This window comes from Levilinea saccharolytica (assembly GCF_001306035.1).
Taxonomy (GTDB): domain Bacteria; phylum Chloroflexota; class Anaerolineae; order Anaerolineales; family Anaerolineaceae; genus Levilinea; species Levilinea saccharolytica.
This window is the reverse complement of sequence record NZ_LGCM01000058.1, coordinates 14,847-38,206: the sequence shown is the minus strand read 5'-3', so window position 1 is coordinate 38,206 and position 23,360 is coordinate 14,847. Positions and strand designations below refer to the sequence as shown.

Here is a 23,360-nt window from a genome sequence, read left to right as displayed (position 1 = left end):
TCATGCCAGAAGAAAATGTAGTGAACCAAAAGATGACTCTGCAAGTATTCACCGATAAGCCGGTAATTGCTCAGGACGGATGCTGTGAGCGCGTTCTGGAAATAACTCTAACCGCGCCGAAAAGAAGTGAAAAACTGGAACGCGCCCCCCTCAACTTGAGTTTTGTTCTGGATCGAAGCGGATCCATGTCGGGGGAGAAGCTGCAATTTGTGAAACAGGCCGCCGCTCATGTCATTGATTTGCTGAGTGAGCAGGATCATGCGTCCGTGGTCGCCTATGATGACCATGTCACGGTCATAAGCGCATCCCAGAAAATGAGCGCAGAGAATAAAGCCCTGGTCAAGACCCACATCCACAGTATTTTCCCTGGCGGCAGCACGAATTTATTCGAGGGTTGGCTGAGGGGGTGTCACGAAGTTGCCACCGCAGCCACAGAGCAGACGATCAACCGCACCTTGTTGCTGACTGACGGCCTGGCCAATGTGGGAATCAAAGACGTTGAGGAGATTTCGACCCATTGCCGTGAATTGTTCAAACGGGGAGTCACGACGTCCTGCTTCGGAGTGGGCCTGCACTATAATGAGCATATGCTGGAAGCCATGGCAAACAATGGGGGAGGAAATTTCCATTTCTTGGAGACGCTTAACGCCATTCCCGTGGTGTTCGAACGCGAATTTGAAGAGCTGATGGATGTTTCAGCGCGGAGTGTTGAAATTAAAGTAGATTTACCCCAGCCCGTCAAAACGAAGGTGTATTCCGGTTGGTCGTTCGAAAAACATTATGACCATTTGATGATTTTTCCTGGCAACCTATATTCTGGCCAAACGCTATCCATTTACATTGAGCTTCATTTTGATCAGGGTTTGGATTGTGACGAACTGGTAATTCCAGTTCTTGTGCGCGGCAGAGGGGAGGGAGACGCTTTCTATGAAGAAAGAATGGAGCTTACACTCAAGGCCGTTTCTTCTGAAGAAGAAGCCAACACAAAGTTTGATTCGGACCTCATGGAACGTTTCACTTCTGTTGATTTGGCAGAGGTGGCCAACGAAGCGCTGAAATTAGAAAGAAGTGGGGATCGAGCGGCCGCTGCACTGCGATTGAATGATTCTGTTCAAAGACGCCAATCCCATATGTCCACCAACCTGAAAGACAAATATGCTCATCTGTCCAGGGAATTACAATCCAGGATGAGCGAGGAGATTCGTAAACGCCGTCATCAAGAGGAATACGAAACCAGGCGCGGGCGAGAAAGATTTCGGGATTATCGGGTGGTGTTTGACAAGGGATACCCGATCGTCAAAATTGACGGCGCAAATGTGCTGATTGACACCTGCACCACCAAAAGCACGGGAAACCGGCCGGAGTGGTTTTTCCTCGACCGCATTTATCCCTTGCTGCCCGACTTTAAGGCGGGAAAATTGGAATACCTGAGCAGCCTGCTGCATACTCGCGTGGATATTCTACTGGGCACAGATATTTTGCATGAATACTTTGTAACCATGGATGCAGTCAACAGCAGGGTACATTTTTCCGGGCGGCCGTTGATGGATTCGGATCATGATGCAACTATGGTCTCCACCTGGAGAGCGCAGGTCGCCCCCTGCATGGTTGCCCAAACACCCTGCCGTATGTTTTTGGACAGCAGTTCCAGGCTTTCCTACGTTGAACGATCTTTAACAGCAGGGCTTACCCCGCTCAGAGAAGAAACTGGCTATCACCTGGAGACGGGTGAATTTTCGACGCCCATTTACCAGGTGCCGGTCAACCTGGGGGGGATCAATTTTGAGCTGCGCTGCGGCGTACTTCCAGAACCATTTGAGCGGGAGCTATTTGAAGATAAACGCAATGGGATCATCGGGGCTGAATTGTTGCATAAATTTGTTGTGGCCTATGATTTCCCTTTGAAGAAGTTAAGATTGAGAACGCCGGCATCCGCCGCTTGATTTTGTGACAACCTTTAACCACGTTGGGAATTGTTGCGATTTTTTCCACCACCGGATCCAATACAGAGGCGAAAATGAAAATTGAAATTGGCGAGTCACTCATCTATTCATGGCTGCGGCATGTCAAACAATGCCAGGTAGTTCAAACCAATTGGAAAGCATCTCCGAAATGGCCAACCAAAGATGTTGATTCTTTGGCCCCCATGAGAAAAGCGATTGAAGATAAATTCAATGCTGTAGGGTTAAATATCTTCCATGGCAGTTCCACTCCCCAGTTGTTGCAGCAGGCCGAAATTGATGCCATCGGCGTATCGCATGTGCACGGCGATGATGGGCAGATCCAGCGCTGCTATCATTTTGTGGATGTTGCGTTCCATAAAGGGGGATTAGGATATGGGTCAAAAGAAGAAACGACTTCGCGTGTTTTAAAGAAATTTATCCGGTCGTATTTTATCTACCTGACTTATTTTGATGACGGCTCAAAGGGGACTTTTTACTTTATTACCCCGAAAATGAGCGATGAAACTTTGTGGCAGCCCATGAAGGACCATCTTTCGAGTGTGTTAAAGGTATTTCATCAGTTAGGAAAAGAACCTGATTTTCAAGTGTTGGCCAATGATGATTTTTGCGAGGATGTCCTCACACCGGTGATGGAGTTAAGTGGTGAAATCGCGGACACAAGCGAGTTGTTTCTGCGCAGTTACCAACTCTGGAAAATGTTTGAGAACGGGCCAAAACCGATTAAACCAAAGTCAACCATGCCACCAAAATCCACAACGGCTCCTGTGGATTCGCTGATAGAAAACGGTGAAGAGAAAATTGGCCAGCATGTACAGAACCGTCTACGAACCTTGATTGAAAAAAACATGCTTGATGGGGATATGATTGGGAAGCTATTGGACGCAGGGTACAGTAAAGCAAAATTTAATCTCAATTTCCCATTTCTGCGCAGAGTGGCAGAAGGTCGGAAGGATAAGAAGGGCCGCTCAAGATATTACGCAAAAGCATGGCAAATTCAAGGATTATCCTATTATTTTTGCAGTCAGTGGTTTGAAGGGCAGAGGTCACAATTTGACGTCTGGTTTGATGAAGTGAACAAATAAACGGACATTGAAATCAGGAGGCAAAATGGACGACATGGAACTGGAAAAGGCCATAAAATCGACCGGAAAGGCATGCTTTGTTAAATACTATGAACTCTTTCGGGATCCAACCCGATCGAACGGAGATCTGGTCGAGCTGTTGATGAGGCAAGAGAGGTATGCAGAACAAGCCAGCTGGACCAGGGTGTCGCTATCGAGAAAAATCATCCGGTCTGGGAACGGGCCTAAGATCCTGAGGGAAATCCTCCAATCTGATAAGTTGGATGACGACATTATCAATAAGGCGAAGGAATTATTGCGGAAATATCCAGTCTGAGAATCGCGTGATTCCAGCGGGCAAACCCTATTAACGACAGGGTTTGCCCGTTGCGTGCCCGCAGTGACACCTCTTCCCTTGCATGTCATCACGACCACCGCCCACCATGTCATCCCGAGGGCGGTTTTTGCCCGTACCCTCGCACTTCGAGGGCGTGGCGATCTCTACCTCGGCGCATCCTCTTCCCTCGGGGGAGAGATTGCTTCGACCGGAAACCCACCGGTCTCGCCCTCAAAAAGCGAGGGCAGGCAGTGACATGCAAATAAAATGTCATCGCGACCCAGCCCACCATGTCATCGCGAGGGCGTTTTTTGCCCGAAGCGATCTCTACCTCGGCTTTCTCCCTTCTCTCGGGGCAGCACGGGCGCGTCTGAGACGCGCCCCTACAACACGCCCCTACAACGCGATCCCCCAGCGGTGCGTTCGATCCACCCGAACGGCACCCTACCGCCGCCTGTCCCCATCCACCCCGCCGAATCCGGGCGGATTTCCCCGCAGGCGAAGTATAATGAATGAAAATCCTGAACGAGGTTGCCTGCATGTCCGCTTTTCCCGCCCACTGGTCTGTGAACACCCTCCAGAACCCCAGCCTAACCGTCACCTACCTCACCCGCGGCGCCATGCGCATTGTGGGCCTGTCTACCCCCGCTGCTCCCGAAAACTGGCTGGCGGTTTTGCCCGCCACCGCCTGGGAGACCCCCTACGGCCCCTTCCAGGCCTACGGCGGCCACCGCTTTTGGCACGCGCCTGAAGCGCACCCCCGCACCTACGTTCCCGATGCCCCCGAAATGGACATCACCCCCCTGCCGGACGGGGTGCGGCTGGTGCAGCCCCCCGAAGGCCCCACCGGCCTGCAGAAAAGTCTGGAACTGCGCCTGGACGCCCAGCGCCCGCGCTTGACCGTGCTGCACACCCTCACCAATCGCAACCTCTTCGCCGTAGAAGCCGCCCCCTGGGGCATCACCCAGCTGCCCTTGGGCGGCACGGCCGTCTTACCCCAGGGCGCGCCGGTGACCTCCGAATTCACCCCCAACCGCACCCTGACCCTGTGGCCCTACACCCGCTGGGACGACCCGCGCCTGAACCTGCACGGTGATCTGCTGCTGGTACAGGCTCAGGCCGCTCTGCCGCCCTTTAAGGTGGGCTTCCCCAACCACGCCGGTTGGCTGGCCTATCTGCGCGGGGAGACCCTCTTCATCAAGCGCTTCAGCCGCCAACCCGGCGCCGCCTACACCGACCTGAACAGCAACGCCCAGGTGTACGTCAACGATGCCTTCATCGAATTGGAAAGCCAGGGGCCGCTGACCCGCCTGGAACCGGGGGCCTCCGTGCAGCACAGCGAAGTGTGGGAAATGCACGCGCCGGTACACTGCCCGCCCACCCCCCAGGCCCTGCGCGGTCTGCTGGCCGAACTGGGCTGCCCCAGCGGAGGATAGGCCCATGCCGGCCCGCTGGCGCGCGCTGTGGACGGCTCTGATCCCCCTGCTGGTGGTGCTTGGGGTGGGCCTTGCCTGCAATTACCCCACCCAGCGCGCCCGCCCCACCCCCGGCCTGCCGCCTTACCTGGAGCTCTTCCCCGAACTCAACAGCCCGCCCACCACCCCCAGCGCCGCGCCGGTGCTGCAGTGCACCCCGCCGCCCTGCGGGCCGGGTGAGGTCTACGACTGCCCAGGCGACTGCCCAGGCGGCTGCGGCACGCGCTGCGCCACCCCCACGGCCGTCCCCCTGGCGCGCGCCTGTCCCATCCTGGCCACGCGCACCCCGCCGCCCAGCGCGCCCACCAGCCAGCCGGGCGTGTTTGTGGACCCCCATTTGGAATTGTGCGCCGACCGCCTGGAGCTGAAGGTTGGGCAAACCGTCACCGTGCGCGTCTACACCGTGGATTTGGGGCTGCCCGTGTACAACCTGGTGGCCCTGGGCAAGGACGGCACGGGGGTGATGATGGCCTCGGTGAATTATGAGAACAAAGCCCGCCTGTCCACCCCGCCGGGGCTGCCCCTGCAGGTGATCGAGGTCAGCGCCGAGATGCGCCAGGCGGTTTTCACCCTGCGCGCCGCGGCGGCCGGAGAGGCCGAGCTGTGGATCAGCGCCACGGGTGAGGTGCACTACGGCTACCCCGGCCCCGCCACCTATACCGGCGTCAGTTCAGACCGGCTGGTGCTGACCATCCGCTAACCCCCACCCCCGAAGGAACACCCCACTATGAAAGTGACCTTTTATACCGATACCCGCGCCTTCCGCGCACGCACACTGGATTCGTTTCTTCAGCAGGAAGCCTTCAATGGGCTGATTTTGGGACTGACGGAAAACGTGATGGTCCACCCGGAGCGCTACGCCCCGGATGTGCTGCGCGCCGCGGTGGAAAACGCCAGCGGAGATCTGGTGTTGGCCGCGCTGATGACCCCGCCGCACAATTTGATCCTACATGCGGCCCAGCAGGACGGCCTGGGCGAGGCTCAGATTGCCCTGGCCGATGCGCTGCAAAGCGCGGGGTGGCAAGTTCCAGGGGTCAACGGCCCGGCGCAGCTGAGCGGCGCGTTTGCCCGCCTATGGGCCCAGCGCACCGGTCAAACGCCCGCGCTGGCTATGCACGAGCGCGTGTACGAACTGCGCCGGGTGGTGCCGCCGCCCCAGCCCCCCAGCGGATGCATGCGCCTGGCGCAGGAAGCCGAGATCGAATTCCTGGCGGACTGGTCGCAGGCCTTTGAGGTGGAAGCCATCGGCGCCGCCCGCGATTGGGAAGACCTGCTGCGGCGGACGCGTTTTCGCATTGAGGACGGCAGTCTGTTTGTTTGGGAAAATGAAGGCCAGCCGGTGAGCATGACGGCCACCACGCGCCCCACGCGCAGCGGCATCACCATTGGGCTGGTGTACACCCCCACCGCCCAGCGCCGCCGCGGCTACGCCAGCGCCCTGGTGGCCGCCGTCAGCCAGCGTATGCTGGATTCAGGCCGCCAGTTCTGCACCCTGTTCACCGACCTGTCGAACCCCACCTCCAACGCCATCTACCAGCAGATCGGCTATGTGCCCGTGGGCGATTTTGACGAGTACCGCTTTCCCCCCGCCGCCTAAGGCAGCAGAATCACCCAGCTGGAAACCAGGTCTTCCAGCCCGCCGTCGCGCATGGAGAAAATCGCCACAGACAGGCGCGCGTTGGTGCGCTGGCTGACGCTGTAGGGGATGTTGAGATCAAACGGGCCGGGAAAGCCAATATCCTGAGCGTGGATGGTAGCCGGGGCGCTGAAGAGGATGTTGTCCTCTGTGCCGCACACCGCATCCGGGGCGCCTTCGCCGCCCTCGCCGCACAAATACACCACCACCGTATTTTCAAAGGCCGGGCCGCCGTAGCCCATCATGGTGAAGCCGCCCCCGCTGATCTCTTCCCCCGGCTGGGGGGAGGTGATGCGCAGGCGCGGCGCGGCCTGGGTGGGGGCAGCGGTGGCGGGGGGCGGGCAAGGCGCGCAGGCCACCTGGGGGCAGGGGGTGGCGGCGGCAGCCGGGGGGTGGGGCACGCTCCACGAGCAAGCCAGGCTGACCCCCGCCAAAATCACGCAGAATCCCATCCAACGCATTTTCATCACGGCATCTCCTCTGCACTCAAAGGCGGGTACGGGCGGCATTCCGCCTCCAGATCCGCGCCCGCGTACAAACAGGCCAGCAAACGACCGTTGTCAAAATGCGCCACCACCACCGACATTTCGTAATCGGGGCGGTTGGGGCGCGGGATGGCAAAGCGCTCCAGGTTGCGCGATTCCCAGGCCAGCTGATATTGGGGGGTAGCGAGGCTCAGGAAGTCGGGCACATCCGGGGCTTGCAGCGGCACAGGCAGCGTCTCGGGCGAAGCGGCTTGCAGCCCGGCCCGCAGCAGGGCATCCATGCGCGTCAAGGCCTCGCGGCCTTCGAGCGGCAGGAAGGAAATCATCCCCAGGCCCACCGCCATCGCCACCACGGCCACCGTGCGCCAGATGCGCACAAAAAAGTTGACCTTTTGCCCGCGGTGCAGCTGCAGTTTGTCCAGGGTCCAGCGGAAGATGATTAAGACCGGCGCCACCATGCCCGTGAGGGGGATATACAGAAAAAGAGTCGTGGCAATTTTGCCCATGCGCAGCTCCGGCGGGGTGCTGCCCGACACCAGCAGGCCAATGCCCACAAACAAAGCCGCCACAATGCTGCCGTAAATCCAGCCCACCGCGCCGGTGGGCGGCCACCCGGTGATCCAGCCCAAAACTAGGCCGATGGCGCCCGCCAGGGCAGTGTTGAGCACAGGCCCAAAGGGCGGCTGATACAGGGATAAACCCGGTAAGGCGAACTGATTGGCGTACTGGGTGGTGAAACCGTAGATCAAGCCGAGCACCAGCCCAAAAATTGGGCCGAGCCAACGGCGAAAAGCAGTATCCGACATACGAACTCCTATGAGATAAGAATTTCAGGCAGTTTTACCAAAAACCGCTGTGAACCTCGCGAGCCTCCGGCAGATCCACCGGGCCTTCCACCGCCACCGTGTGCAGCAGCCCGCGCGCAAAAACCTCTCGGCAAGACAGCACCAGGGCGTCGTGTTCCGTGTTCGGGCCGATCATCTCGCGCAGTTGGTCTTCACCCAGGGCAAACACCACCCGCCCCACCGCTCCCCAATAAATCGCCCCGGAGCACATGGGGCAGGGTTCGGTGCTGGCGTACAGGGTGCAGGTGCGCAGAATTTCGGGGGAGTAGCGCGCCGTGGCCTCCCGCATCAGGTTGGTTTCGGCGTGCCCGGTGCAGTCGCGCTCCGTGATCACGGTGCTTTCGGCTTCCAGCAGGAGACCGCCGTTTTTATCCACCAAAACCGCGCCAAAAGGAAGGTTGCCGTGCTGGCGCGCCTTTTGGGCCACCGAAACGGCCCAGCGCAAATAATACAGATCCATGTCGTTCATCGCGGCTCCCTTCCCGTTTCAAAAAGACCGCAGCGCGGTTGAAGTTGCTGGCATAAGTATAACCAGTTTTGCGCCGGAAGGGGGGAGGATTCCCGCCCGCTGCGCGCTGAGCCGGGAACTTTTCCGGCGGATCCAATCTTGTGTACAGGCTTAATCATCCAAAATCGCGCCAGCGGTTGACAAATCCACCCGCGGGCAGTAGAATGCCACACAATGAACGCCATTTTCTGCCAGTTCCATCATCATACCAGCCGCCCCCCTGCCTGACCGGAGGTCTGGTTCGTTTTACGTACCTGACAAAGCACATCTAACCCCCCGGTCTGCCGGGGGGTTTTTATTTTCTCGAAGTTCCGTTCTGAAAGGATCGAAGGATGACCGAACCCAACCCCGCCATACGCCTCTCGCTGCCCTCCAAAGGCCGCCTGGCTGAAGACTGCCTGTCTTTTCTAGCGGCCTGCGGGCTGCCCGTATATAAGCCCAACCCGCGCCAATACGAAGCCGTGCTGCCGGCGATTCCCGACCTGCACGTGCTCTTCCAGCGGCCCGTGGATATCGCCGTATCGGTGCGGGACGGCTCTGTGACCTTTGGCATCACCGGCCGCGACGTGGTGGAGGAATTTAAAGGCGAAAACAGCGACGTGATCCTGCTGCACAACGCGCTCAATTTTGGCGGCTGCACGCTCAATCTGGCGGTGCCGGAAGACTGGCAGAACGTGCTGTGCGTGCCCGATCTGACGGACCGCGCCCGCCAATTGGGCCGCCCGCTGCGCGTGGCCACCAAATACCCCAGCCTGGCCGGGCGCTTTTTGGCCCAGCACAATGTGCCCTACCAGCTGGTGCACGCTGAGGGCACCCTGGAAACCGCCCCCGCCATCGGCTACGCCGACCTGATCTGCGACATCGTCTCCTCCGGCCAAACCCTGCGCGACAACCGCCTGCGGCCCCTGCCGGATGGGGTGCTGCTGACCTCGCAGGCGGTGCTGATCGCCAACCGCGAGGCCCTGCGGCGCAACCCGGCCGCCCTGCCCGCCGCCCGCCAGCTGCTGGAATACTTTGAGGCTTACCTGCGCGCCAGCGACAACCTGGCCGTGTTCGTCAACATGCGCGGGGATTCGCCCGAGGCCATCGCCCAGCGCATCTTCCAGGAATGCCACATCCACGGCCTGCAAGGCCCCACCATCTCGCGCGTGATCCTGCCCCAGGACTCGCAAAGCTGGTACGCCGTGAACCTGATCGTCCCGCGGCGAGATTTGTTCCAAACCATCCAGGATCTGCGCCGCATCGGCGGTTCGGGCGTGGTGGCCGTGCCGGTGACCTACATTTTTGAAGAAGAGCCGCCGCGCTACACCGCCATGCTGGCCGCGCTGAACGACCCCAACGCTTAAATACGGAGACCGCCATGACCCTCTTTCCCATTCTCGATGTACCCACCGCCCAAACCAGCCTGCTGCTGCGCCGCCCGCCGGATGAAATCCCCGTGCCGCCCGCGGTATCGCAGCGCCTGGCCGAGCTGTTTGGCGAAGCCCTGACCCCCGCCCAGGCTGTGCAGCGCATCCTGCGCGATGTGCGCACGCGCGGCGACCAGGCCGTGCGCGACTGGGGTCAGCGGCTGGACGGCGCCGCCCCCGACTCATTGCGCGTGCCGCCCGAAGAACTGCGCCAGGCCCTGGCGGAGCTGCCCGCAGACCTGCGCGCCGCTTTGCAGGAATCGGCCGACCGTGTGCGCACTTTTTACCAACGCCAGCCGCTGACTTCATGGATCACCAACGCCAGCGGCGGGACACTGGGCCAATGGGTGCGGCCCATCCGGCGCGTGGGTCTGTACGTGCCCGCCGGAACCGCCCCGCTGCCCTCCAGCGTCATCATGAGCGCCGTGCCCGCCCAGGTGGCCGGTGTTCCAGAGATCGTCCTGGCCGCGCCGCCCGCCCGCGGCACGGGGCGCATCGCCCCGGTGATTTTGGCCGCCGCCGCCCTGCTGGGCATTGACGAGGTCTATGTGATGGGCGGGGCGCAGGCCGTGGCCGCCCTGGCCTACGGCACCCCCAGCGTGCCGCCGGTGGATAAGATCTTCGGCCCCGGTAACCTGTTTGTCACCCTGGCCAAGCGCGAGGTGTACGGCCTGGTGGGCATCGATTCCCTGGCCGGGCCCACCGAAACCCTCATCATCGCCGATGACTCCGCCCGCCCCGATTGGGTGGCCGCCGATCTGCTGGCCCAGGCAGAGCACGACGTGCTGGCCTCCGCCGTGCTGCTGACCCCTTCGCCCCGCCTGGCCGAAGCCGTGCGCAGTCAGGTGCTGAGCCAGATGCAGACCCTCAGCCGCATCAGCATCCTGCAAACCTCGCTCAGCCAAAGCAGCGGGGCCGTGCTGACCCGCGACCTGGACGAAGCTGCCGCGCTGGCCAATGCCTTTGGCGCCGAACACCTGTGCCTGTCGGTGGCCGACCCCTGGCGGCTGGCGGAAAAAATCACCTGCGCGGGCGGGGTCTTCCTGGGGGAACACTCCTGCGAAGTCCTGGGCGATTACGCCGCCGGCCCCAGCCATGTGATGCCCACGGGTGGATCGGCGCGCTTTTCCTCGCCGGTGAACGTGTGGGATTTCGTCAAGCTCATCAGCCTGGTGGCGCTGGATCCGCAAACCGCCGCCCAAATCAGCCGGTCGGCCGCCCGCCTGGCCGATGCGGAGGGGTTGGATGGGCATGCTGCCGCCGCGAGGATGCGCCAATGATGCCCCTGCCCGCCCGCATTCTGGACCTACCGCCCTATACCCCCGTGGAGCCGCTGGATGTGCTTTCGGCGCGCTGGGGGCGCCCGGTGGACTCCCTGGTCAAGCTGGACGCCAACGAGAACCCCTACGGCCCCGCGCCGCGCGTGCGGCAGGCGCTGGCCGAGCTGCCCTGGGTGCATATTTACCCCGACCCCGAAAGCCGCGCCCTGCGCGCCGCCCTGGCGGATTTCACCGGTGTGCCCGCCGAGCATCTCCTGGCGGGGGCAGGCGCGGATGAGCTGATTGACCTGCTGCTGCGCGTGCTGCTGGAACCCGGCGACCGGGCGGCCTTTTGCTCGCCGACCTTCGGCATGTACGCCTTCGGGGCGCGCCTGAACGCCGGTCAGGAGCTGGATATCCCCCGCCGCGCAGATTTTTCGCTGGATCTGCCCGCCCTGCAGGCCGTGTGCGCGCAGCAGCGGCCCAAAGTGCTCTTCTTGGCCAACCCCAACAACCCCGACGGTCAGCTCCTGGGACCGGAGGAGATCGAAACCCTGCTGGCGCTGCCCACCCTGGTGGTGCTGGACGAAGCCTACATTGAGTTCAGCCACAGCCTCAGCCTGGGCGCGGCCCGTTCCTGCATTCAGCAGGTGCCCCAGCGCGATAATTTGATCGTGCTGCGCACCTTCAGCAAATGGGCGGGGCTGGCCGGTCTGCGGGTGGGCTACGGGGCCTTTCCGGGCTGGCTGCTGCCCGCCTTGTGGAAGGCCAAGCAGCCCTACAACGTCAACGCCGCCGCCAGCGCCGCTGCCCTGGCCTCGCTGGAAGAGCGCGTCCTGCTGGGTGAGCGCGTGGGGCAGATTTGCGCGGAACGTGAGCGCCTGCGCCAGGCCTTGAGCGCCTTCCCCGGCCTGGAACCGCTGCCGAGCGCGGCCAATTTCATCCTCTGCCGCGTGTCGGCCCGCCCGGCGGCCGAGCTGTACCAGGTCTTGCTGGAACGCGGCATTCTGGTGCGGCGCTACGCTGCCCCCCGCCTGCAAAACTATCTGCGTATCAGCGTGGGCCGCCCCCAAGACAGCCGCGCCCTGCTGGACGCACTGGAGGAACTGCTATGACCCTTTCGCCTGAATCTGAGCGCAGCGCCGAGGTGCGGCGCCAAACCGCCGAAACCGATATCACCGTGCGCATTAATTTGGACGGCAGCGGCCAGCACAAGCTCGCCACCGGCGTCGGCTTTCTGGATCACATGCTGGCGCAGTTGGCCTGCCACAGCCTGGTGGACATCGAGGTGGAGGCGCGCGGCGACCTGCACATTGACGCCCACCACACGGTGGAAGACTGCGCCCTGGCCCTGGGCAGCGCCTTCCGGCAGGCCCTGGGGGCGCGCACCGGGATCCAGCGCATGGCCTCGGCCTGGGTGCCGATGGATGAAGCTCTGGCCTTTGTCGCCCTCGACTTTTCCGGCCGGGGGGTAGCGGTGATTGAGGCCGAATTCAGCGCGCCCAGCCTGGGCAGCCTGCCCACCAGCCTGATCGCCCACTTTTTGGACTCCTTCGCGCGCGAGGCCGGGGTGAACCTGCACGCGCGCATCTGCGCCGGGCGCGATGATCACCACAAGGCCGAGGCCCTGTTTAAAGCCCTGGCGCGCGCCGTGCGCGAGGCCGTGCAGCCTGACTCGCGCCGCGCGGGTATCCCCTCCACGAAAGGCAGCCTGCAGCCATGAACCCGCGCCGAGTCTCTCTGATGGATGCCGGAACCGGCAACCTGCGTTCGGTGGAAAAAGCCCTGCGCGCCGTGGGGGCCGAGATTGAAATCGTGCGCCGCCCCGAAGATCTGCGCCCTGAGCAGCGCATTCTGCTGCCGGGGGTAGGGGCCTTCGCCAGCTTTATGGCCGGGCTGCGTGCCGCCGGGTTGGATCAGGCCGTGCGGCAGGCCGTACAGCGCGGCGACCCGCTCTTGGGCATCTGCGTGGGCATGCAGGCCCTGTTTGAAAGCAGTGAAGAAATGGGCGAATGCGCCGGGTTGGGGCTGCTGCCGGGCCGAGTGGTGCGCTTCCCCGATTTGCCGGGGCTCAAAATCCCCCACACCGGCTGGAACAGCCTGCGCCAGACCCAGCCCAGCCCCCTGCTGGACGGGCTGGGGCAAGAGCCTTATGTGTACTTTAACCACAGCTACCTGTGCCAGGCCACACCAGAAGACGAGGCCGCCGAAAGCCTGTACGGCCGGGCTTTTGCCAGCGTGGTGCAGCGCGGACGTTTGTACGGCGTGCAGTTTCACCCCGAAAAGAGTCAGCGGGTGGGGCTGCGTATTCTGGATAACTTTTTAACCCAAGGATGAGGTGACCCATGAGCGTATTTATTCCTTTCCCCGCCATTGATTTACGCCGCGGACAGGTGGTGCGGCTGCGCGGCGGCGCCCCCGGCAGCGAAACCGTTTTCAGCAGCGACCCGGCCGACTGCGCCCGGCGCTGGATTGAGGCCGGAGCGCGCTGGCTGCATGTGGTGAATCTGGACGGCGCCTTTGGTGAAGACGATGTCGCCAACCGCGCTGCCCTGAGCGGCATTGTCAAAACTGCCGCGGAACTGGGTGCAGCCGTGCAGTTCGGCGGCGGCCTGCGCACCGAAGAGGCCGTACGCGCCGCCCTGGAGGCCGGGGTGCAGCGCGCCGTGCTGGGCACCAGCGCGGTTGAAAACCCCGATATGCTGGCGGGCGTGCTGGAACGCTGGGGGCCGGAGCGCATCGCCGCGGGCGTGGACGCGCGCGACGGGGTGGTGTATGTGCGCGGCTGGCGCACGGGCAGCGGCTTTGACCCCCTGTCGGTGGCCCGCCGCCTGCAGGACGCGGGTGTGCGCTGGGTGCTGTACACCGATATCGCCCGCGACGGGCTGAACCAGGGACTGAACCTGAGCGTGGCCCAAAGCCTGGCCAGCGGCACCGCCCTGAACGTGGTGGCCTCTGGGGGCGTGCGCAGCCTGAGCGAGGTGGAAGAAGCCCGCAGCGCCGGCCTGGCGGGCGTCATCGTGGGGCGCGCCCTGTACACCGGCCAAGTGGATCCCCAGGCGCTGTTTGCCCTGGAAACGCCCGCATGTTAGCCCGCCGCATCATCCCCTGCCTGGATATTCACGCCGGTCGGGTGGTGAAGGGGGTCAACTTCGTCCACCTGCGCGACGCCGGAGACGCCGTGGAACAGGCCGCGGCCTACGATCAGGCGGGGGCGGATGAACTGGTCTTTCTGGATATCAGCGCCACGGTGGAGGGCCGCGGCACGCTGGTGCAGGTGGTGGAGCGCGTGGCCGAGCGGGTGTTCATGCCGCTGACGGTGGGGGGCGGCATCCGCACGGTGGAGGATATGCGCCGCCTGCTGCTGGCCGGGGCTGACAAAATCAGCCTGAATTCCGCCGCCGTGCGCAGCCCGCAGCTGATCGCCGCGGGGGCCGAGCGCTTCGGCAGCCAGTGCATGGTGCTGGCGGTGGACGCGCGTCAGCACAGCCCAGGACGCTGGCAGGTGGTGATTGACGGCGGGCGCACCGACACCGGCCTGGATGTGGTGGACTGGTGTCAGCAGGCTGTGGCTCTGGGGGCGGGCGAGATTCTTTTAACCAGCATGGACCGCGACGGCACCCTGGCAGGTTACGACTTGGCGCTGACCCGCGCCGTGGCCCAGGCCGTGCCCGTGCCCCTCATCGCTTCGGGCGGGGCGGGGCGCTGGCAGGATTTTGCCGATGTGCTCTCCAGCGGCGGCGCGGATGCAGCCCTGGCGGCCTCGCTCTTTCACGACGGCGTGCTGGCCATCGGCGACCTTAAGCAGCGGTTGGCCGAGGCTGGCCTGCCGGTGCGGCGGGAGGTGCGCTGATGCCCCCCATCCAATTTGACGACCGCGGGCTGATCCCGGCCGTCTTGCAGGACGCCGACAGCGGCCAGGTGCTGATGCTGGCCTGGATGAACGCCGAGGCCCTGCAGCAGACCCAGGCGCGCGGGGAGGTGGTTTTTTGGTCGCGCAGCCGCCAGGAATTGTGGCACAAAGGGGCCACCAGCGGCCACACCATGCAGGTGGTGGAACTGCGCCTGGACTGCGACAGCGATGCCCTGCTGGTGCGCGTGCGTCCCAACGGCCCAGCCTGCCACACCGGCGCGGTCAGCTGTTTCTTTCAATCCCTGCCAACCCAGCACCAGAACGAGGAATGAGCATGAACATCAACCAGTTATTTGCTGTCATCCAGGCGCGGCGCAGCGCCCCGCCGGAAGAATCCTACACCGCCCGCCTGACGGCCGCCGGTGAGGATGAAATCTTAAAGAAAGTGGGGGAAGAAGCCGTGGAAGTGATTTTGGCGGCCAAAGGACAGGGACAAACCCGCCTGGTGGAAGAGCTGGCCGATCTCACCTATCACACCCTGGTGCTGCTGGCCGCGCGCGGGCTGACCCCCCAGGATGTGGAGGCCGAGCTGGCCCGCCGCCACGCGGGCTAAATCTCCAAACAGCACTCGTGCGGGTCTTTGGGGTTGTAATGCACCATCACCCGCCGCCCCACCGGGTAACGGCGCAGCACGCGCTGCATTTCGGCCTTGGTTCCATTCAGCACCGGCTGATCCCAGCGCAGGCGTTCGCCCCGGTAAATAAAATGGCCTACGCTGAATTCGTAGGCGATGTGGGCGCGGTAGGCCCCCGAGTCATCTCCCAGCCAGCGTTCGATGACTGCATGGGTGATGTGCCCGTGGGTGGTGGGCCAGGCGGAGCGCGGGTTCATCCGCTCCCAGATGTAGAGCAGCAGCCGCACAAAGATGACGGCCAACACAAGAATTCCAGCAACCAGCAAGAGGGTGATTGAATCCACGGCGTCCCTCCGGGCGAAAGCGGTTGTGTGGGTGTGTAATGTTATTATAGCGCGCACAAACCCGCCCCGCACCGGTCAATTTGGCCGCAGCGCCCCCTCCATCGGCATTTCTGGGTACACTTAAGCGGTGGGGACTGTTTGAGGCGATGACACCGGGCGATCAGCTCATGGGAGGATGGATGAATATAGCCAAAAAAACGTGGCAGATCGGGCGGGTGGGCGGCACTGAGATCCACCTGCATATTTCGATGCTGTTGGTGATCCCCCTGATTTACTTCTTGTTCCGCCCGCGGGTGTGGGAAGACGTGCTGATTGATTTAACCTGGGCGCTGGGGCTGTTCGCTTCCATTCTGCTGCACGAGCTGGGCCACGCGCTGACCGCCCAGGCTTTTCAGATTCAGGTGAAAAAGATCGTCTTGTGGCCGCTGGGAGGCATCACCCAGTTGAGCCGGGAGGCCAAAAAACCCTGGCAGCGCTTCGCCATCTCGGCCGCCGGGCCGGCGGTCAGCCTGGTTTTGGCGGCGGCCTTTTGGGCGGCCTGGGCCTTCTCCGCCGTACCGGGGGAATGGTATTTGCTGGAAAACCTATGGAAACTGCGGCTGCATGATCTGCTCAACGTCCTGGCATTGACAAACGGCATCCTGGCGGTCTTCAACCTGCTGCCTATCTTTCCGCTGGACGGAGGGGGCATGCTGCACGCCCTGGGCGAGGGCTTGTTTGGCAAGCGCACCGCCAACCTGATCAGCCTGGTGGTGGGCGTGCCCGTTCTCATCGGGCTGACGGCCTTCAGCGTGGTGCAGCGCGATTACATTATGCTGCTGTTTTGCGTTTTGATGGCCCTGGGGCTGGCCAGCCTGAACCCGCATTCGCAGCGCTGGCTGAATCTGGCGGTGAATTACCTCTTCCGCCGCTCCTCGTACCATTACCTTCAGGAAGATTACGACGCCGCCATTCAAATGTACACCCAAAAACTGGCCGCCCAACCCCAGGACGTGAACAGCCGCCTGGCGCGCAGCGCGGCCTATATCAACCTGGGCGAAATCGCCCAGGCCAAAGCAGATTTGGAACAGGTGCTGCAAATGGACCCCCAAAACATCCTGGCGCTGGAACTGCGCGGGGAACTCTTTGCGATGGACAAAGATTACCCAACCGCCCTGGAGCACTACCAGCAGGTGAAAGCCCTCAAACCCGATTGGGGGGTGCCCTATCTAGACATGGGCGGGGCATACCTGGAGCAAGGCGACCCCGCGGCAGCCCTGGGCGAGCTGGATCAGGCCGTTGCGCTGATGCCGGAGTTTCCCCTGGGCTATCTGGTGCGCTCCATGGCCCATTACCATCTGGGGGATCGGGCCGCCGCCCACCGCGATCAAGCCGAGGCCCTGAAAATTTCCCCCCAGCAGGCGCTGACCGTCAACGAAGTCAACCTGTCCCTGTACCGCAATGAGCTGGATTGGGCGCTGGATTTCTTCGGCTGGGTGCTGGAAAAATACCCCAAACAGTGGATGGCCTACCAGGGGCGCGGGGATGCGCTGGCGGTGAACGGGCAGGAAGAGCGGGCGCTGGAAGATTACAACCAGGCCGTCCGATTGGCCCCGCGGCAGCCGGTGCTGTATTTGCGGCGCGGGGCGGCGTACCAGCGCCTGGGCCGCGTGGAAGAGGCCCGACAGGATTTTCAGCAGGTGCTGGCGCTCAAGGCCAAATCCCACCTGCGCCGCCGGGCTGAGGCGCAATTGGGATTGATGACGACAGGATAGATCCGCAGATTGCGCGGACTTCTCAGATGGGGGGAAACTTAGCAGACGGGGTTAAATGCGCCTGGGGTTGGTGGAGGCCAACCCCAGGCTAACAGCGTAGAACCACCCCGAAGTATTTTAGCCTTTGACACCCGAGGACATGGCGCTCTCGATGAAGAAGCGCTGCCCCAGGATAAAGAGGATCATGGGCGGCAGGATGGAAATGGCCGCGCCCGCCAGGATGATATTGCCCTGATCCGACGCCCGACCGCGCAGCATGTTCAGCGTCAGGGTCAGAACGTGATTGTCGTAATTGCCTGTGTTAATGATCACCAGCGGCCAGAAGAAGCTGTTCCAGGCATACAGGAAGGTGAAGGTGGCCAGGGTGGCCAGGGCCGGGGCGGCCGCGGGCAAGAAGATGCGCCACAGAATTTGCAGGCGCGAGGCCCCGTCAATCAGCGCGGCTTCCTCAATCTCTTTGGGCACGGTGATGAAGAACTGGCGCATGAGGAAGGTACCGTAAGCCGTGAACACCCAGGGGAAGATCAAGGCCGCCAGGCTGTCTACCCACCCAAATAATACCATCAATTGATACAGAGGGATGATGAGCATCACAAAGGGGATCATCATCGTGCCCAGATAGACCACGAAGAGCTTGTCGCGCCCCGGGAAACGCAGGCGGGCAAAGGCGTAGCCGCCCAGCACCGAGGTGGTCACCTGCCCAATGACCACAAAGAGGGTCACCAGGGTGGTGTTGGTGAGGCTGCGGCCCATGTTTTCCAGGGTCATCACGCGCACGTAGTTTTCCGGGTTCCAGGTGATGCGGTTGACCGGTTCGCTCTTGCGCACATTTTGAAAGACTTCTTCGCTGGGATTATCGGGGTTAATAAAGCGGCCCAAGGCGGTTTTGCCCACCTGCACCATCGAAACGATCTGTCCATCCACGGGCACATCCAGCAAAGGCTGTTCCTGGCCGTCCACCACAGCGGTCTGGCCGTTGGGAACCGCCAGCTCCAGCGGCACCGCCACGGTTTGATCCAGCGCATCGGGGGGCGCATACACGCCCGCGGGAACCGTCTGCTGTGCCAGGGCAAAGGCCAGCCGCTGCCCATCCTTTTCGACATAATACATCGGCAGGGGGTCGGGGTAGCCTTCCACCTGGACGGTGGATTGTTCGCGCGGGAAGAAGCGCGGGGGATAGTTATAGGTGTCGTCCGGCGTCTTCAGAGACGTGGCGAACATATATAAGAAGGGGAAGAGCATCACCAGGGCAAAAGCCGAGAGGATGATGTAGGCCAGGGCGTTGGTCAGCCAGCGGCTCCATTGGGTCTTGGTAGGGGAATGGAAGCGAGATGAGTTCATGGCGGCCTCCTACATGTCGTACCCGCCGCCGGTGCGGCGCTGGTTGCGGAACTGCAGCAGGGTCACGAGGAAAATCACCGTGAACAGCACCCAGGCGATGGCGGCGGCATACCCCTGGCGGAAGCGCTGGAAACCGTTCTGATACAGATACAGCACAATCGTCAGGGTGGAATTGGCCGGAGCCCCCGGTGGGTTGGTCATGATAAAGACCTGTTCAAAGACCTGCATGGCTTGAATGGTGGTGGTGGTGATCACGAAAAACGTGGTGGGAGCCAGCAGCGGCAAGGTCATGTGCCAGAAGCGCGCCCAGGAGCCCGCGCCGTCCACCGTGGCGGCTTCGTAAATTTCTTTGGGGATGTTTTGCAGCCCCGCCAGGAACAGCACGGTGTTAAAACCCATCGTCTGCCAGGCGGACATGATCACAATGGCCAGCATGGAGGTGCGCGCCTCAGACAGCCAGCGGATTTGCGGATCCACCAGAGCCGCCCCAAAGGTGCCGTTGAAGAAGGTCACCGCCAGGGTGATAAAGTAGTTGATGTACCCGATGGAGGCGTTATACAGCCACTGCCAGATGAGAGCGATGCCCACGGTGGCGGCGATGGAAGGCACGAAGTAAATCGCGCGGAAGACCTTCATGCCGGGGATTTTGCTGTTGAGGATGTTGGCCAGCAGCAGGGCCGGCACGGCGCTGAGCGGCACGGTGAGGATCACAAACAGGAGGGTGTTGCGCAGCGAAATCCAGAACAGGGCGTCTTTGGCACCCAGCAAAAACTCTTTTCCAAAAAAGTTGAAGCGCAGCAATTCCGAAAAGATCGAGCCGTCCATGACCTCGGTCATCAACTGACCGGCGTAGTCCAGCGGCTGCAAATTCAGGGTGAAAATGTTGGCATAATTGCGCAGTCCGATGAAATTCTGGTTGCCAAAGGCGTCCCAATCGGTGAGCGAAACGAAGAAGGAAAACAGCAGCGGGAAGGCAAAGAACACCAAAAAACCGAGCAGGTTGGGGGAGAGGAAGAGGTAACCTTCCAGGGTTTCGGTGTGTGCGTTGCTGCGGTTCAGCGCAATTCCCGAATCCTCGCGCCATAAAGCCCACACCATGAACCCAAACACCAGGGTCAAGAACAGCGCGGCCGCGGCCGTGGGCTGGGCAAACTGACGCGCCAGATAGAGCAAGCCGTCCACCAGACCCACCAGAAACAAAAAGACGATAAAGCTGGCCAGGGCCACGTATTTGCCGATCTTCTTGAGCAGAATCTCCGTATCAATGCTGGCGTGAAAACGGTCGCCGCTGGCGGAGATCAGATAGCCCAGGAACACGCCTGCCAGCGCCCACAGACCGCGGCTGAAGGTGTCTGCCAGGGCGTCCACGCCGGTAAAAATCCCCAAAAATTGAAACAGAGCCAAAAGCGAAACGATGAAACCGAGATAATTGGTCACCAAAGAAAGCGAGCGGCCCACGCGTTTGCGCTGGTGCAGGAACCAGGCGGCCGCTGCGGAAGCGCCGGTAAAAACCAGCAGCAGAACCCCGGCGGTGATGCGCAGCCAGGCGGGTAAGTTGAGAACGATCACCCCAGCGGCGATCAACACCACCGCGGCCAGGCCCGCAAGCGCGGCCACAATATGCCAGAGGGTGGCGGATTGGATCAAACGCTGGGTGAGACGCGTAGAACGCACATCCAAAGCAGGGGTCATCAGGCGGCCCTCCATGAGATTCGAGAAAGCTCACAAGACCAACAACATTATACAGCGGTGCAATACCAGTGGGGTTTACAGCAGTTCAAAGAAATTTCCTTCCCTGCCCGAAACCGGACAGGGAAGGAGGAAGAGAAGTGAAATTCTTATTGAGCGAAAGCTTTGTTGGCTTCCGTGCAGATCTTGGCCTTGAAGTCTTCGATGGTCATTTCGCCGTTCATGACCGAGCTGATCATGGGGCCCATGACGGCATCATAATCCGGCCAGGAGCCAGCCCACAGCGGACCTTCGGCGGTGGGTTTGTTCTTGGGGTCAATGCCGTTCAAGAAGGCCTGGTTGTTGGCAGGCGGGGTGAAGGTCAAGAAGGCGTCAAAGGCTTCCTGGCTGACCCGGCTGGGGATGTTGGCGCCCAGAGCCGAGATCTTGCCCTGCGTTTCGGCAGTGGTCAGAGCCTGCACCAGTTTCCAGGCTTCTTCGGGGTGAGCGGTCTTAGCGTTGACCACATAAGCGCCCCAGAACAGCCAGTTACCCTGGCCGTTGGCGCCGGTGGGCAGTTCCACCACGTCCCAATTGAACTTGGCGTTAGCGCGAACGCCGGGGGTGGCCCAGCGGCCGTTCTGGAACATGGCAACCTTACCCGCCATGAAGGGGGGTTCGGAGTCTTCGCCGTAGGGCACGGCCACTTTTTCGTCCACATACAGCTTGCGTTCGAATTCCAAACCAGCGATGGAGGCATCCGTATCCAGGGCGCAGGCCGTGCGGTCTTCGTTAAAGAAACCGCCGCCAGCGGCGTTCAGCCACACACCGTAGGGGCCCCACCAGGCATTGGCGCCGTAACCGTAGATGTCCGAGCCGAGGGCGGTGACTTTCTTGGCCACATCCAGGAACGCTTCCCAATCCCATTTGCCTTCTTTGGCCAGTTCGCGCGGATCATCCGCACCGGCTTCGGCAATCAGGTCCAGGTTGAGGTAGAGCACGAAGGTGGAAACATCGCGAGGGAGACCCCACAGCGCGTCGCCAGCTTTGTTGGTGGTGGGGCTGAAGGTCATGTGGAACATGGGGCCTTCGTAGAAATCGGTGGTCTTGAAGCCTTCGGTCTTGTCGGCCATGGCCTTGAGGTCCATGATCAGACCGCGCTTGGCAAAATCAGCCACGTCGGTGCCGGGGATCCAGAACACGTCCGGGGCGGTGCCGTTGGCGATTTCGGTCTTGAGCACGTCCTGGTAGCTGGAGGATTCCGAGCCGCCGGGTTCGTAGGCCAGGGTGATGCCTTCCAGGGAAGCGTCCAGGTCCTGGCTGATGCTGGAGTACAGATCAATTTCAGCCTGGTTGTCGGGGCGGGTGCGCCAGCGCAGGGCCACTTCCGCAGGGGCTTCGGGAGCCTTGGTGGGTTCCACAGCGGCTTCGGGGGCCTTGGTGGGCTCAACCGCGGGGGCAGCGGGTTCGGCGGGGGCCGCAGGGGCGGGGGTGGCCGCCGGGGCGCAAGCCGCCAACAGCATGGCCGCCATAACCATCAGGCTTAAGGCAAACAACAGGTTCTTCTTCATGGTTCTCCTCTTAAAAATTTTTCGATTGAGAATTGGGTCATCCCCAGCGGGTCAGGCCCAACTTTACACAATATGGGAACAGCGAAAAGGCACTCGAACGAAAGGATCATCACCTCCTTTGATGCGGGGCGGTAGAGCCGCGCGCCACCAACTGGGTGGCCAAGCGGGTGTGCTTTCCGGGGAGTTCGGGAGTCTGCAGCAGCTCCACCAGGCGCAGCACAGCCTCGCGGCCCAAACCTTCTGTGTCCTGGCGGATCGTAGTGAGCGAAGGGTCAAAATAGGAAGCCAGCGGCATATCATCAAAGCCGACCACCGCCAAATCTTCGGGGATGCTCAGTCCCGCGTCGCGCGCGGCGCGGATGACGCCCACGGCCATACGGTCGTTCTCAGCAAAAATGGCCTGGGGGCGGTAGTTCCAAATTTTTTGAAAAGCGTGGTAGCCCGAAGTGGCCGACCAGTCGCCTTCGGCGATCAAATCTGCGTCCAGGGTTTCCTGCGCGGCGCGCACGGCCTCTTCGTAACCGCGGCTGCGCTCCTGCGAAGTGATCTCCTGCTGCGGGCCGGTGATGAGCCCCACGCGGCGGTAGCCCAGGCTGTAGAGGTAGGTGGTGGCGTCGTAGCCGCCCTGGTAGTTGTCAATGTCCACGGTTTGCAGCGCGCCCGAAGGGTGGGGGGCGCTGACAAACACGGAGGGGATGGTGGCGGCGATGGTGGCCTGGTAGCTGTCGAGGCAGGGGCTGATGACGATGATGCCGTCAATGCGCTGGTGCCCCACCAACTGCTCGATCACATTCTCGAAATCGCTGTCCAAAGCGGCGGCCGCCGCCAGGGTGAAGTAACCGTGCTTGCGGGCTTCGCCTTCGGCCCCTTCGATGATGCTGGCAAAGGTGAAGTCGGTCAGGTTGGGGGCCACGCAGGCCAACATGCAGGTGCGTCCCTGGGCCATCGAGCGGGCGATGGCGTTGGGGCGGTAGCCCAGGGCAGCGATGGCTTCTTCAACCTTCTCGCGCGTTTCGGGGTTGACCCGTTCAATCCCGTTAATCACCCGTGAGACCGTTTGGTGCGAAACCCCGGCCAGGGCAGCAACATCTCGAATGGTGGGACTGGAACGTTTCATCCGTACAGGTCGCCTATGAAAACAAGCAGTGGGGATATGTTACCGGTCACGTGACCGGTAACATTAATATAAAAGATTTTTGAAGGTTTGTCAATCCCC

The 23,360-nt window shown here is 61.8% G+C and carries 24 protein-coding genes; 16 read left to right on the top strand and 8 right to left on the bottom strand.

Annotation, left to right across the window (positions count from 1 at the left end; genetic code table 11):
- The first annotated feature begins 2 nt into the window (after nt 1-2).
- From ADN01_RS15580 to ADN01_RS15555, 6 genes are all read left to right on the top strand, one after another.
- A complete protein-coding gene (locus ADN01_RS15580; RefSeq protein WP_075071266.1) occupies nt 3-1,943 on the top strand; it encodes a vWA domain-containing protein in 1,941 nt (646 codons plus the stop codon).
- Nucleotides 1,944-2,017: 74 nt separating this feature from the next.
- On the top strand, nt 2,018-3,046 hold the full coding sequence (locus tag ADN01_RS15575) for a hypothetical protein (protein WP_062416802.1): 1,029 nt from the start codon (nt 2,018-2,020) through the stop codon (nt 3,044-3,046).
- A 25-nt stretch (nt 3,047-3,071) separates the two neighbouring features.
- Nucleotides 3,072-3,362: a hypothetical protein gene (locus ADN01_RS15570; RefSeq protein WP_062416801.1), complete on the top strand. Its 291-nt coding sequence runs from the start codon at nt 3,072-3,074 to the stop codon at nt 3,360-3,362.
- A gap of 539 nt (nt 3,363-3,901) precedes the next feature.
- Nucleotides 3,902-4,798 (top strand): hypothetical protein, encoded by an 897-nt coding sequence (locus ADN01_RS15565; protein ID WP_147238951.1) that lies wholly within the window; start codon nt 3,902-3,904, stop codon nt 4,796-4,798.
- A gap of 4 nt (nt 4,799-4,802) precedes the next feature.
- Nucleotides 4,803-5,537 (top strand): hypothetical protein, encoded by a 735-nt coding sequence (locus ADN01_RS15560; protein ID WP_075071265.1) that lies wholly within the window; start codon nt 4,803-4,805, stop codon nt 5,535-5,537.
- 27 nt (nt 5,538-5,564) lie between these two features.
- Complete coding sequence (locus tag ADN01_RS15555; RefSeq protein WP_062416799.1) at nt 5,565-6,434, top strand: GNAT family N-acetyltransferase; 870 nt, start codon at nt 5,565-5,567, stop codon at nt 6,432-6,434.
- Here the strand turns inward: ADN01_RS15555 and ADN01_RS15550 are convergent.
- The 3 genes from ADN01_RS15550 to ADN01_RS15540 are packed head-to-tail and all read right to left on the bottom strand — an operon-like array spanning nt 6,431 to nt 8,272.
- Nucleotides 6,431-6,940, bottom strand: coding sequence for a hypothetical protein (locus ADN01_RS15550; protein ID WP_075071264.1), 510 nt, complete (start codon nt 6,938-6,940; stop codon nt 6,431-6,433). The genes ADN01_RS15555 and ADN01_RS15550 overlap by 4 nt on opposite strands.
- Nucleotides 6,940-7,764 (bottom strand): hypothetical protein, encoded by an 825-nt coding sequence (locus tag ADN01_RS15545; protein ID WP_062416797.1) that lies wholly within the window; start codon nt 7,762-7,764, stop codon nt 6,940-6,942. The genes ADN01_RS15550 and ADN01_RS15545 overlap by 1 nt, the downstream gene beginning before the upstream one ends.
- 34 nt (nt 7,765-7,798) lie before the next feature.
- Entirely contained in the window at nt 7,799-8,272 is a 474-nt protein-coding gene (locus tag ADN01_RS15540; RefSeq protein WP_201778696.1) for a nucleoside deaminase, read from the bottom strand.
- A 371-nt stretch (nt 8,273-8,643) separates the two neighbouring features.
- On the opposite strand from ADN01_RS15540, the gene hisG reads away from it, so the two are divergent.
- From hisG to ADN01_RS19815, 9 genes are read left to right on the top strand one after another with little or no spacing between them, the layout of a single operon-like run.
- Complete coding sequence (gene hisG / locus ADN01_RS15535; RefSeq protein ID WP_062416796.1) at nt 8,644-9,657, top strand: ATP phosphoribosyltransferase; 1,014 nt, start codon at nt 8,644-8,646, stop codon at nt 9,655-9,657.
- Between the two features lie 14 nt (nt 9,658-9,671).
- Nucleotides 9,672-11,000: a histidinol dehydrogenase gene (gene hisD / locus ADN01_RS15530; RefSeq protein WP_062416795.1), complete on the top strand. Its 1,329-nt coding sequence runs from the start codon at nt 9,672-9,674 to the stop codon at nt 10,998-11,000.
- Complete coding sequence (hisC, locus tag ADN01_RS15525) at nt 10,997-12,094, top strand: histidinol-phosphate transaminase (RefSeq protein ID WP_062416794.1); 1,098 nt, start codon at nt 10,997-10,999, stop codon at nt 12,092-12,094. Before hisD ends, hisC begins: the two co-directional genes overlap by 4 nt.
- Nucleotides 12,091-12,702, top strand: coding sequence for an imidazoleglycerol-phosphate dehydratase HisB (gene hisB, locus ADN01_RS15520; RefSeq protein ID WP_062416793.1), 612 nt, complete (start codon nt 12,091-12,093; stop codon nt 12,700-12,702). The genes hisC and hisB overlap by 4 nt, the downstream gene beginning before the upstream one ends.
- Nucleotides 12,699-13,316 (top strand): imidazole glycerol phosphate synthase subunit HisH, encoded by a 618-nt coding sequence (hisH, locus tag ADN01_RS15515; RefSeq protein ID WP_062416792.1) that lies wholly within the window; start codon nt 12,699-12,701, stop codon nt 13,314-13,316. The genes hisB and hisH overlap by 4 nt, the downstream gene beginning before the upstream one ends.
- 8 nt (nt 13,317-13,324) lie before the next feature.
- Complete coding sequence (locus tag ADN01_RS15510) at nt 13,325-14,071, top strand: 1-(5-phosphoribosyl)-5-[(5-phosphoribosylamino)methylideneamino]imidazole-4-carboxamide isomerase (protein ID WP_062416791.1); 747 nt, start codon at nt 13,325-13,327, stop codon at nt 14,069-14,071.
- The gene (gene hisF / locus ADN01_RS15505) at nt 14,065-14,832 is read left to right on the top strand and encodes an imidazole glycerol phosphate synthase subunit HisF (protein WP_062416790.1); all 768 of its coding nucleotides are present in this window, start codon (nt 14,065-14,067) and stop codon (nt 14,830-14,832) included. The genes ADN01_RS15510 and hisF overlap by 7 nt, the downstream gene beginning before the upstream one ends.
- Complete coding sequence (gene hisI, locus ADN01_RS19820) at nt 14,832-15,164, top strand: phosphoribosyl-AMP cyclohydrolase (protein WP_062416789.1); 333 nt, start codon at nt 14,832-14,834, stop codon at nt 15,162-15,164. The genes hisF and hisI overlap by 1 nt, the downstream gene beginning before the upstream one ends.
- A 2-nt stretch (nt 15,165-15,166) precedes the next feature.
- Complete coding sequence (locus tag ADN01_RS19815; RefSeq protein WP_201778695.1) at nt 15,167-15,445, top strand: phosphoribosyl-ATP diphosphatase; 279 nt, start codon at nt 15,167-15,169, stop codon at nt 15,443-15,445.
- Here ADN01_RS19815 and ADN01_RS15490 read toward each other — a convergent pair.
- On the bottom strand, nt 15,442-15,810 hold the full coding sequence (locus tag ADN01_RS15490) for a DUF3592 domain-containing protein (protein WP_062416787.1): 369 nt from the start codon (nt 15,808-15,810) through the stop codon (nt 15,442-15,444). The two genes, ADN01_RS19815 and ADN01_RS15490, sit on opposite strands and share 4 nt — an antisense overlap.
- A gap of 179 nt (nt 15,811-15,989) precedes the next feature.
- On the opposite strand from ADN01_RS15490, the gene ADN01_RS15485 reads away from it, so the two are divergent.
- On the top strand, nt 15,990-17,564 hold the full coding sequence (locus tag ADN01_RS15485; protein WP_062416786.1) for a M50 family metallopeptidase: 1,575 nt from the start codon (nt 15,990-15,992) through the stop codon (nt 17,562-17,564).
- A gap of 117 nt (nt 17,565-17,681) precedes the next feature.
- Here ADN01_RS15485 and ADN01_RS15480 read toward each other — a convergent pair whose 3' ends face one another.
- The 4 genes from ADN01_RS15480 to ADN01_RS15465 all read right to left on the bottom strand — a co-directional run bounded on the left by ADN01_RS15480 (nt 17,682) and on the right by ADN01_RS15465 (nt 23,261).
- The gene (locus ADN01_RS15480) at nt 17,682-18,905 is read right to left on the bottom strand and encodes a carbohydrate ABC transporter permease (RefSeq protein ID WP_062416785.1); all 1,224 of its coding nucleotides are present in this window, start codon (nt 18,903-18,905) and stop codon (nt 17,682-17,684) included.
- 9 nt (nt 18,906-18,914) lie between these two features.
- The gene (locus ADN01_RS15475) at nt 18,915-20,597 is read right to left on the bottom strand and encodes a carbohydrate ABC transporter permease (RefSeq protein ID WP_062416784.1); all 1,683 of its coding nucleotides are present in this window, start codon (nt 20,595-20,597) and stop codon (nt 18,915-18,917) included.
- A 146-nt stretch (nt 20,598-20,743) separates the two neighbouring features.
- Complete coding sequence (locus ADN01_RS15470; RefSeq protein ID WP_075071263.1) at nt 20,744-22,144, bottom strand: ABC transporter substrate-binding protein; 1,401 nt, start codon at nt 22,142-22,144, stop codon at nt 20,744-20,746.
- 109 nt (nt 22,145-22,253) lie between these two features.
- On the bottom strand, nt 22,254-23,261 hold the full coding sequence (locus ADN01_RS15465) for a LacI family DNA-binding transcriptional regulator (protein WP_062416780.1): 1,008 nt from the start codon (nt 23,259-23,261) through the stop codon (nt 22,254-22,256).
- Between the last annotated feature and the right edge of the window lie 99 nt (nt 23,262-23,360).

What these genes read in the sequence shown, in the direction of transcription:
- hisG (WP_062416796.1), top strand. Translation starts at nt 8,644, where the DNA reads ATGACCGAACCCAACCCCGCCATACGCCTCTCGCTGCCCTCCAAAGGC.
- hisB (WP_062416793.1), top strand. Translation starts at nt 12,091, where the DNA reads ATGACCCTTTCGCCTGAATCTGAGCGCAGCGCCGAGGTGCGGCGCCAA.
- ADN01_RS19815 (WP_201778695.1), top strand. Translation starts at nt 15,167, where the DNA reads ATGAACATCAACCAGTTATTTGCTGTCATCCAGGCGCGGCGCAGCGCC.
- hisI (WP_062416789.1), top strand. Translation starts at nt 14,832, where the DNA reads ATGCCCCCCATCCAATTTGACGACCGCGGGCTGATCCCGGCCGTCTTG.
- ADN01_RS15575 (WP_062416802.1), top strand. Translation starts at nt 2,018, where the DNA reads ATGAAAATTGAAATTGGCGAGTCACTCATCTATTCATGGCTGCGGCAT.
- ADN01_RS15510 (WP_062416791.1), top strand. Translation starts at nt 13,325, where the DNA reads ATGAGCGTATTTATTCCTTTCCCCGCCATTGATTTACGCCGCGGACAG.
- hisH (WP_062416792.1), top strand. Translation starts at nt 12,699, where the DNA reads ATGAACCCGCGCCGAGTCTCTCTGATGGATGCCGGAACCGGCAACCTG.
- hisC (WP_062416794.1), top strand. Translation starts at nt 10,997, where the DNA reads ATGATGCCCCTGCCCGCCCGCATTCTGGACCTACCGCCCTATACCCCC.
- hisF (WP_062416790.1), top strand. Translation starts at nt 14,065, where the DNA reads ATGTTAGCCCGCCGCATCATCCCCTGCCTGGATATTCACGCCGGTCGG.
- ADN01_RS15550 (WP_075071264.1), bottom strand. Translation starts at nt 6,940, where the DNA reads ATGAAAATGCGTTGGATGGGATTCTGCGTGATTTTGGCGGGGGTCAGC.
- ADN01_RS15540 (WP_201778696.1), bottom strand. Translation starts at nt 8,272, where the DNA reads ATGAACGACATGGATCTGTATTATTTGCGCTGGGCCGTTTCGGTGGCC.
- hisD (WP_062416795.1), top strand. Translation starts at nt 9,672, where the DNA reads ATGACCCTCTTTCCCATTCTCGATGTACCCACCGCCCAAACCAGCCTG.
- ADN01_RS15570 (WP_062416801.1), top strand. Translation starts at nt 3,072, where the DNA reads ATGGACGACATGGAACTGGAAAAGGCCATAAAATCGACCGGAAAGGCA.
- ADN01_RS15470 (WP_075071263.1), bottom strand. Translation starts at nt 22,144, where the DNA reads ATGAAGAAGAACCTGTTGTTTGCCTTAAGCCTGATGGTTATGGCGGCC.
- ADN01_RS15580 (WP_075071266.1), top strand. Translation starts at nt 3, where the DNA reads ATGCCAGAAGAAAATGTAGTGAACCAAAAGATGACTCTGCAAGTATTC.
- ADN01_RS15545 (WP_062416797.1), bottom strand. Translation starts at nt 7,764, where the DNA reads ATGTCGGATACTGCTTTTCGCCGTTGGCTCGGCCCAATTTTTGGGCTG.
- ADN01_RS15555 (WP_062416799.1), top strand. Translation starts at nt 5,565, where the DNA reads ATGAAAGTGACCTTTTATACCGATACCCGCGCCTTCCGCGCACGCACA.
- ADN01_RS15475 (WP_062416784.1), bottom strand. Translation starts at nt 20,597, where the DNA reads ATGACCCCTGCTTTGGATGTGCGTTCTACGCGTCTCACCCAGCGTTTG.
- ADN01_RS15565 (WP_147238951.1), top strand. Translation starts at nt 3,902, where the DNA reads ATGTCCGCTTTTCCCGCCCACTGGTCTGTGAACACCCTCCAGAACCCC.
- ADN01_RS15465 (WP_062416780.1), bottom strand. Translation starts at nt 23,261, where the DNA reads ATGAAACGTTCCAGTCCCACCATTCGAGATGTTGCTGCCCTGGCCGGG.
- ADN01_RS15485 (WP_062416786.1), top strand. Translation starts at nt 15,990, where the DNA reads ATGAATATAGCCAAAAAAACGTGGCAGATCGGGCGGGTGGGCGGCACT.
- ADN01_RS15480 (WP_062416785.1), bottom strand. Translation starts at nt 18,905, where the DNA reads ATGAACTCATCTCGCTTCCATTCCCCTACCAAGACCCAATGGAGCCGC.
- ADN01_RS15560 (WP_075071265.1), top strand. Translation starts at nt 4,803, where the DNA reads ATGCCGGCCCGCTGGCGCGCGCTGTGGACGGCTCTGATCCCCCTGCTG.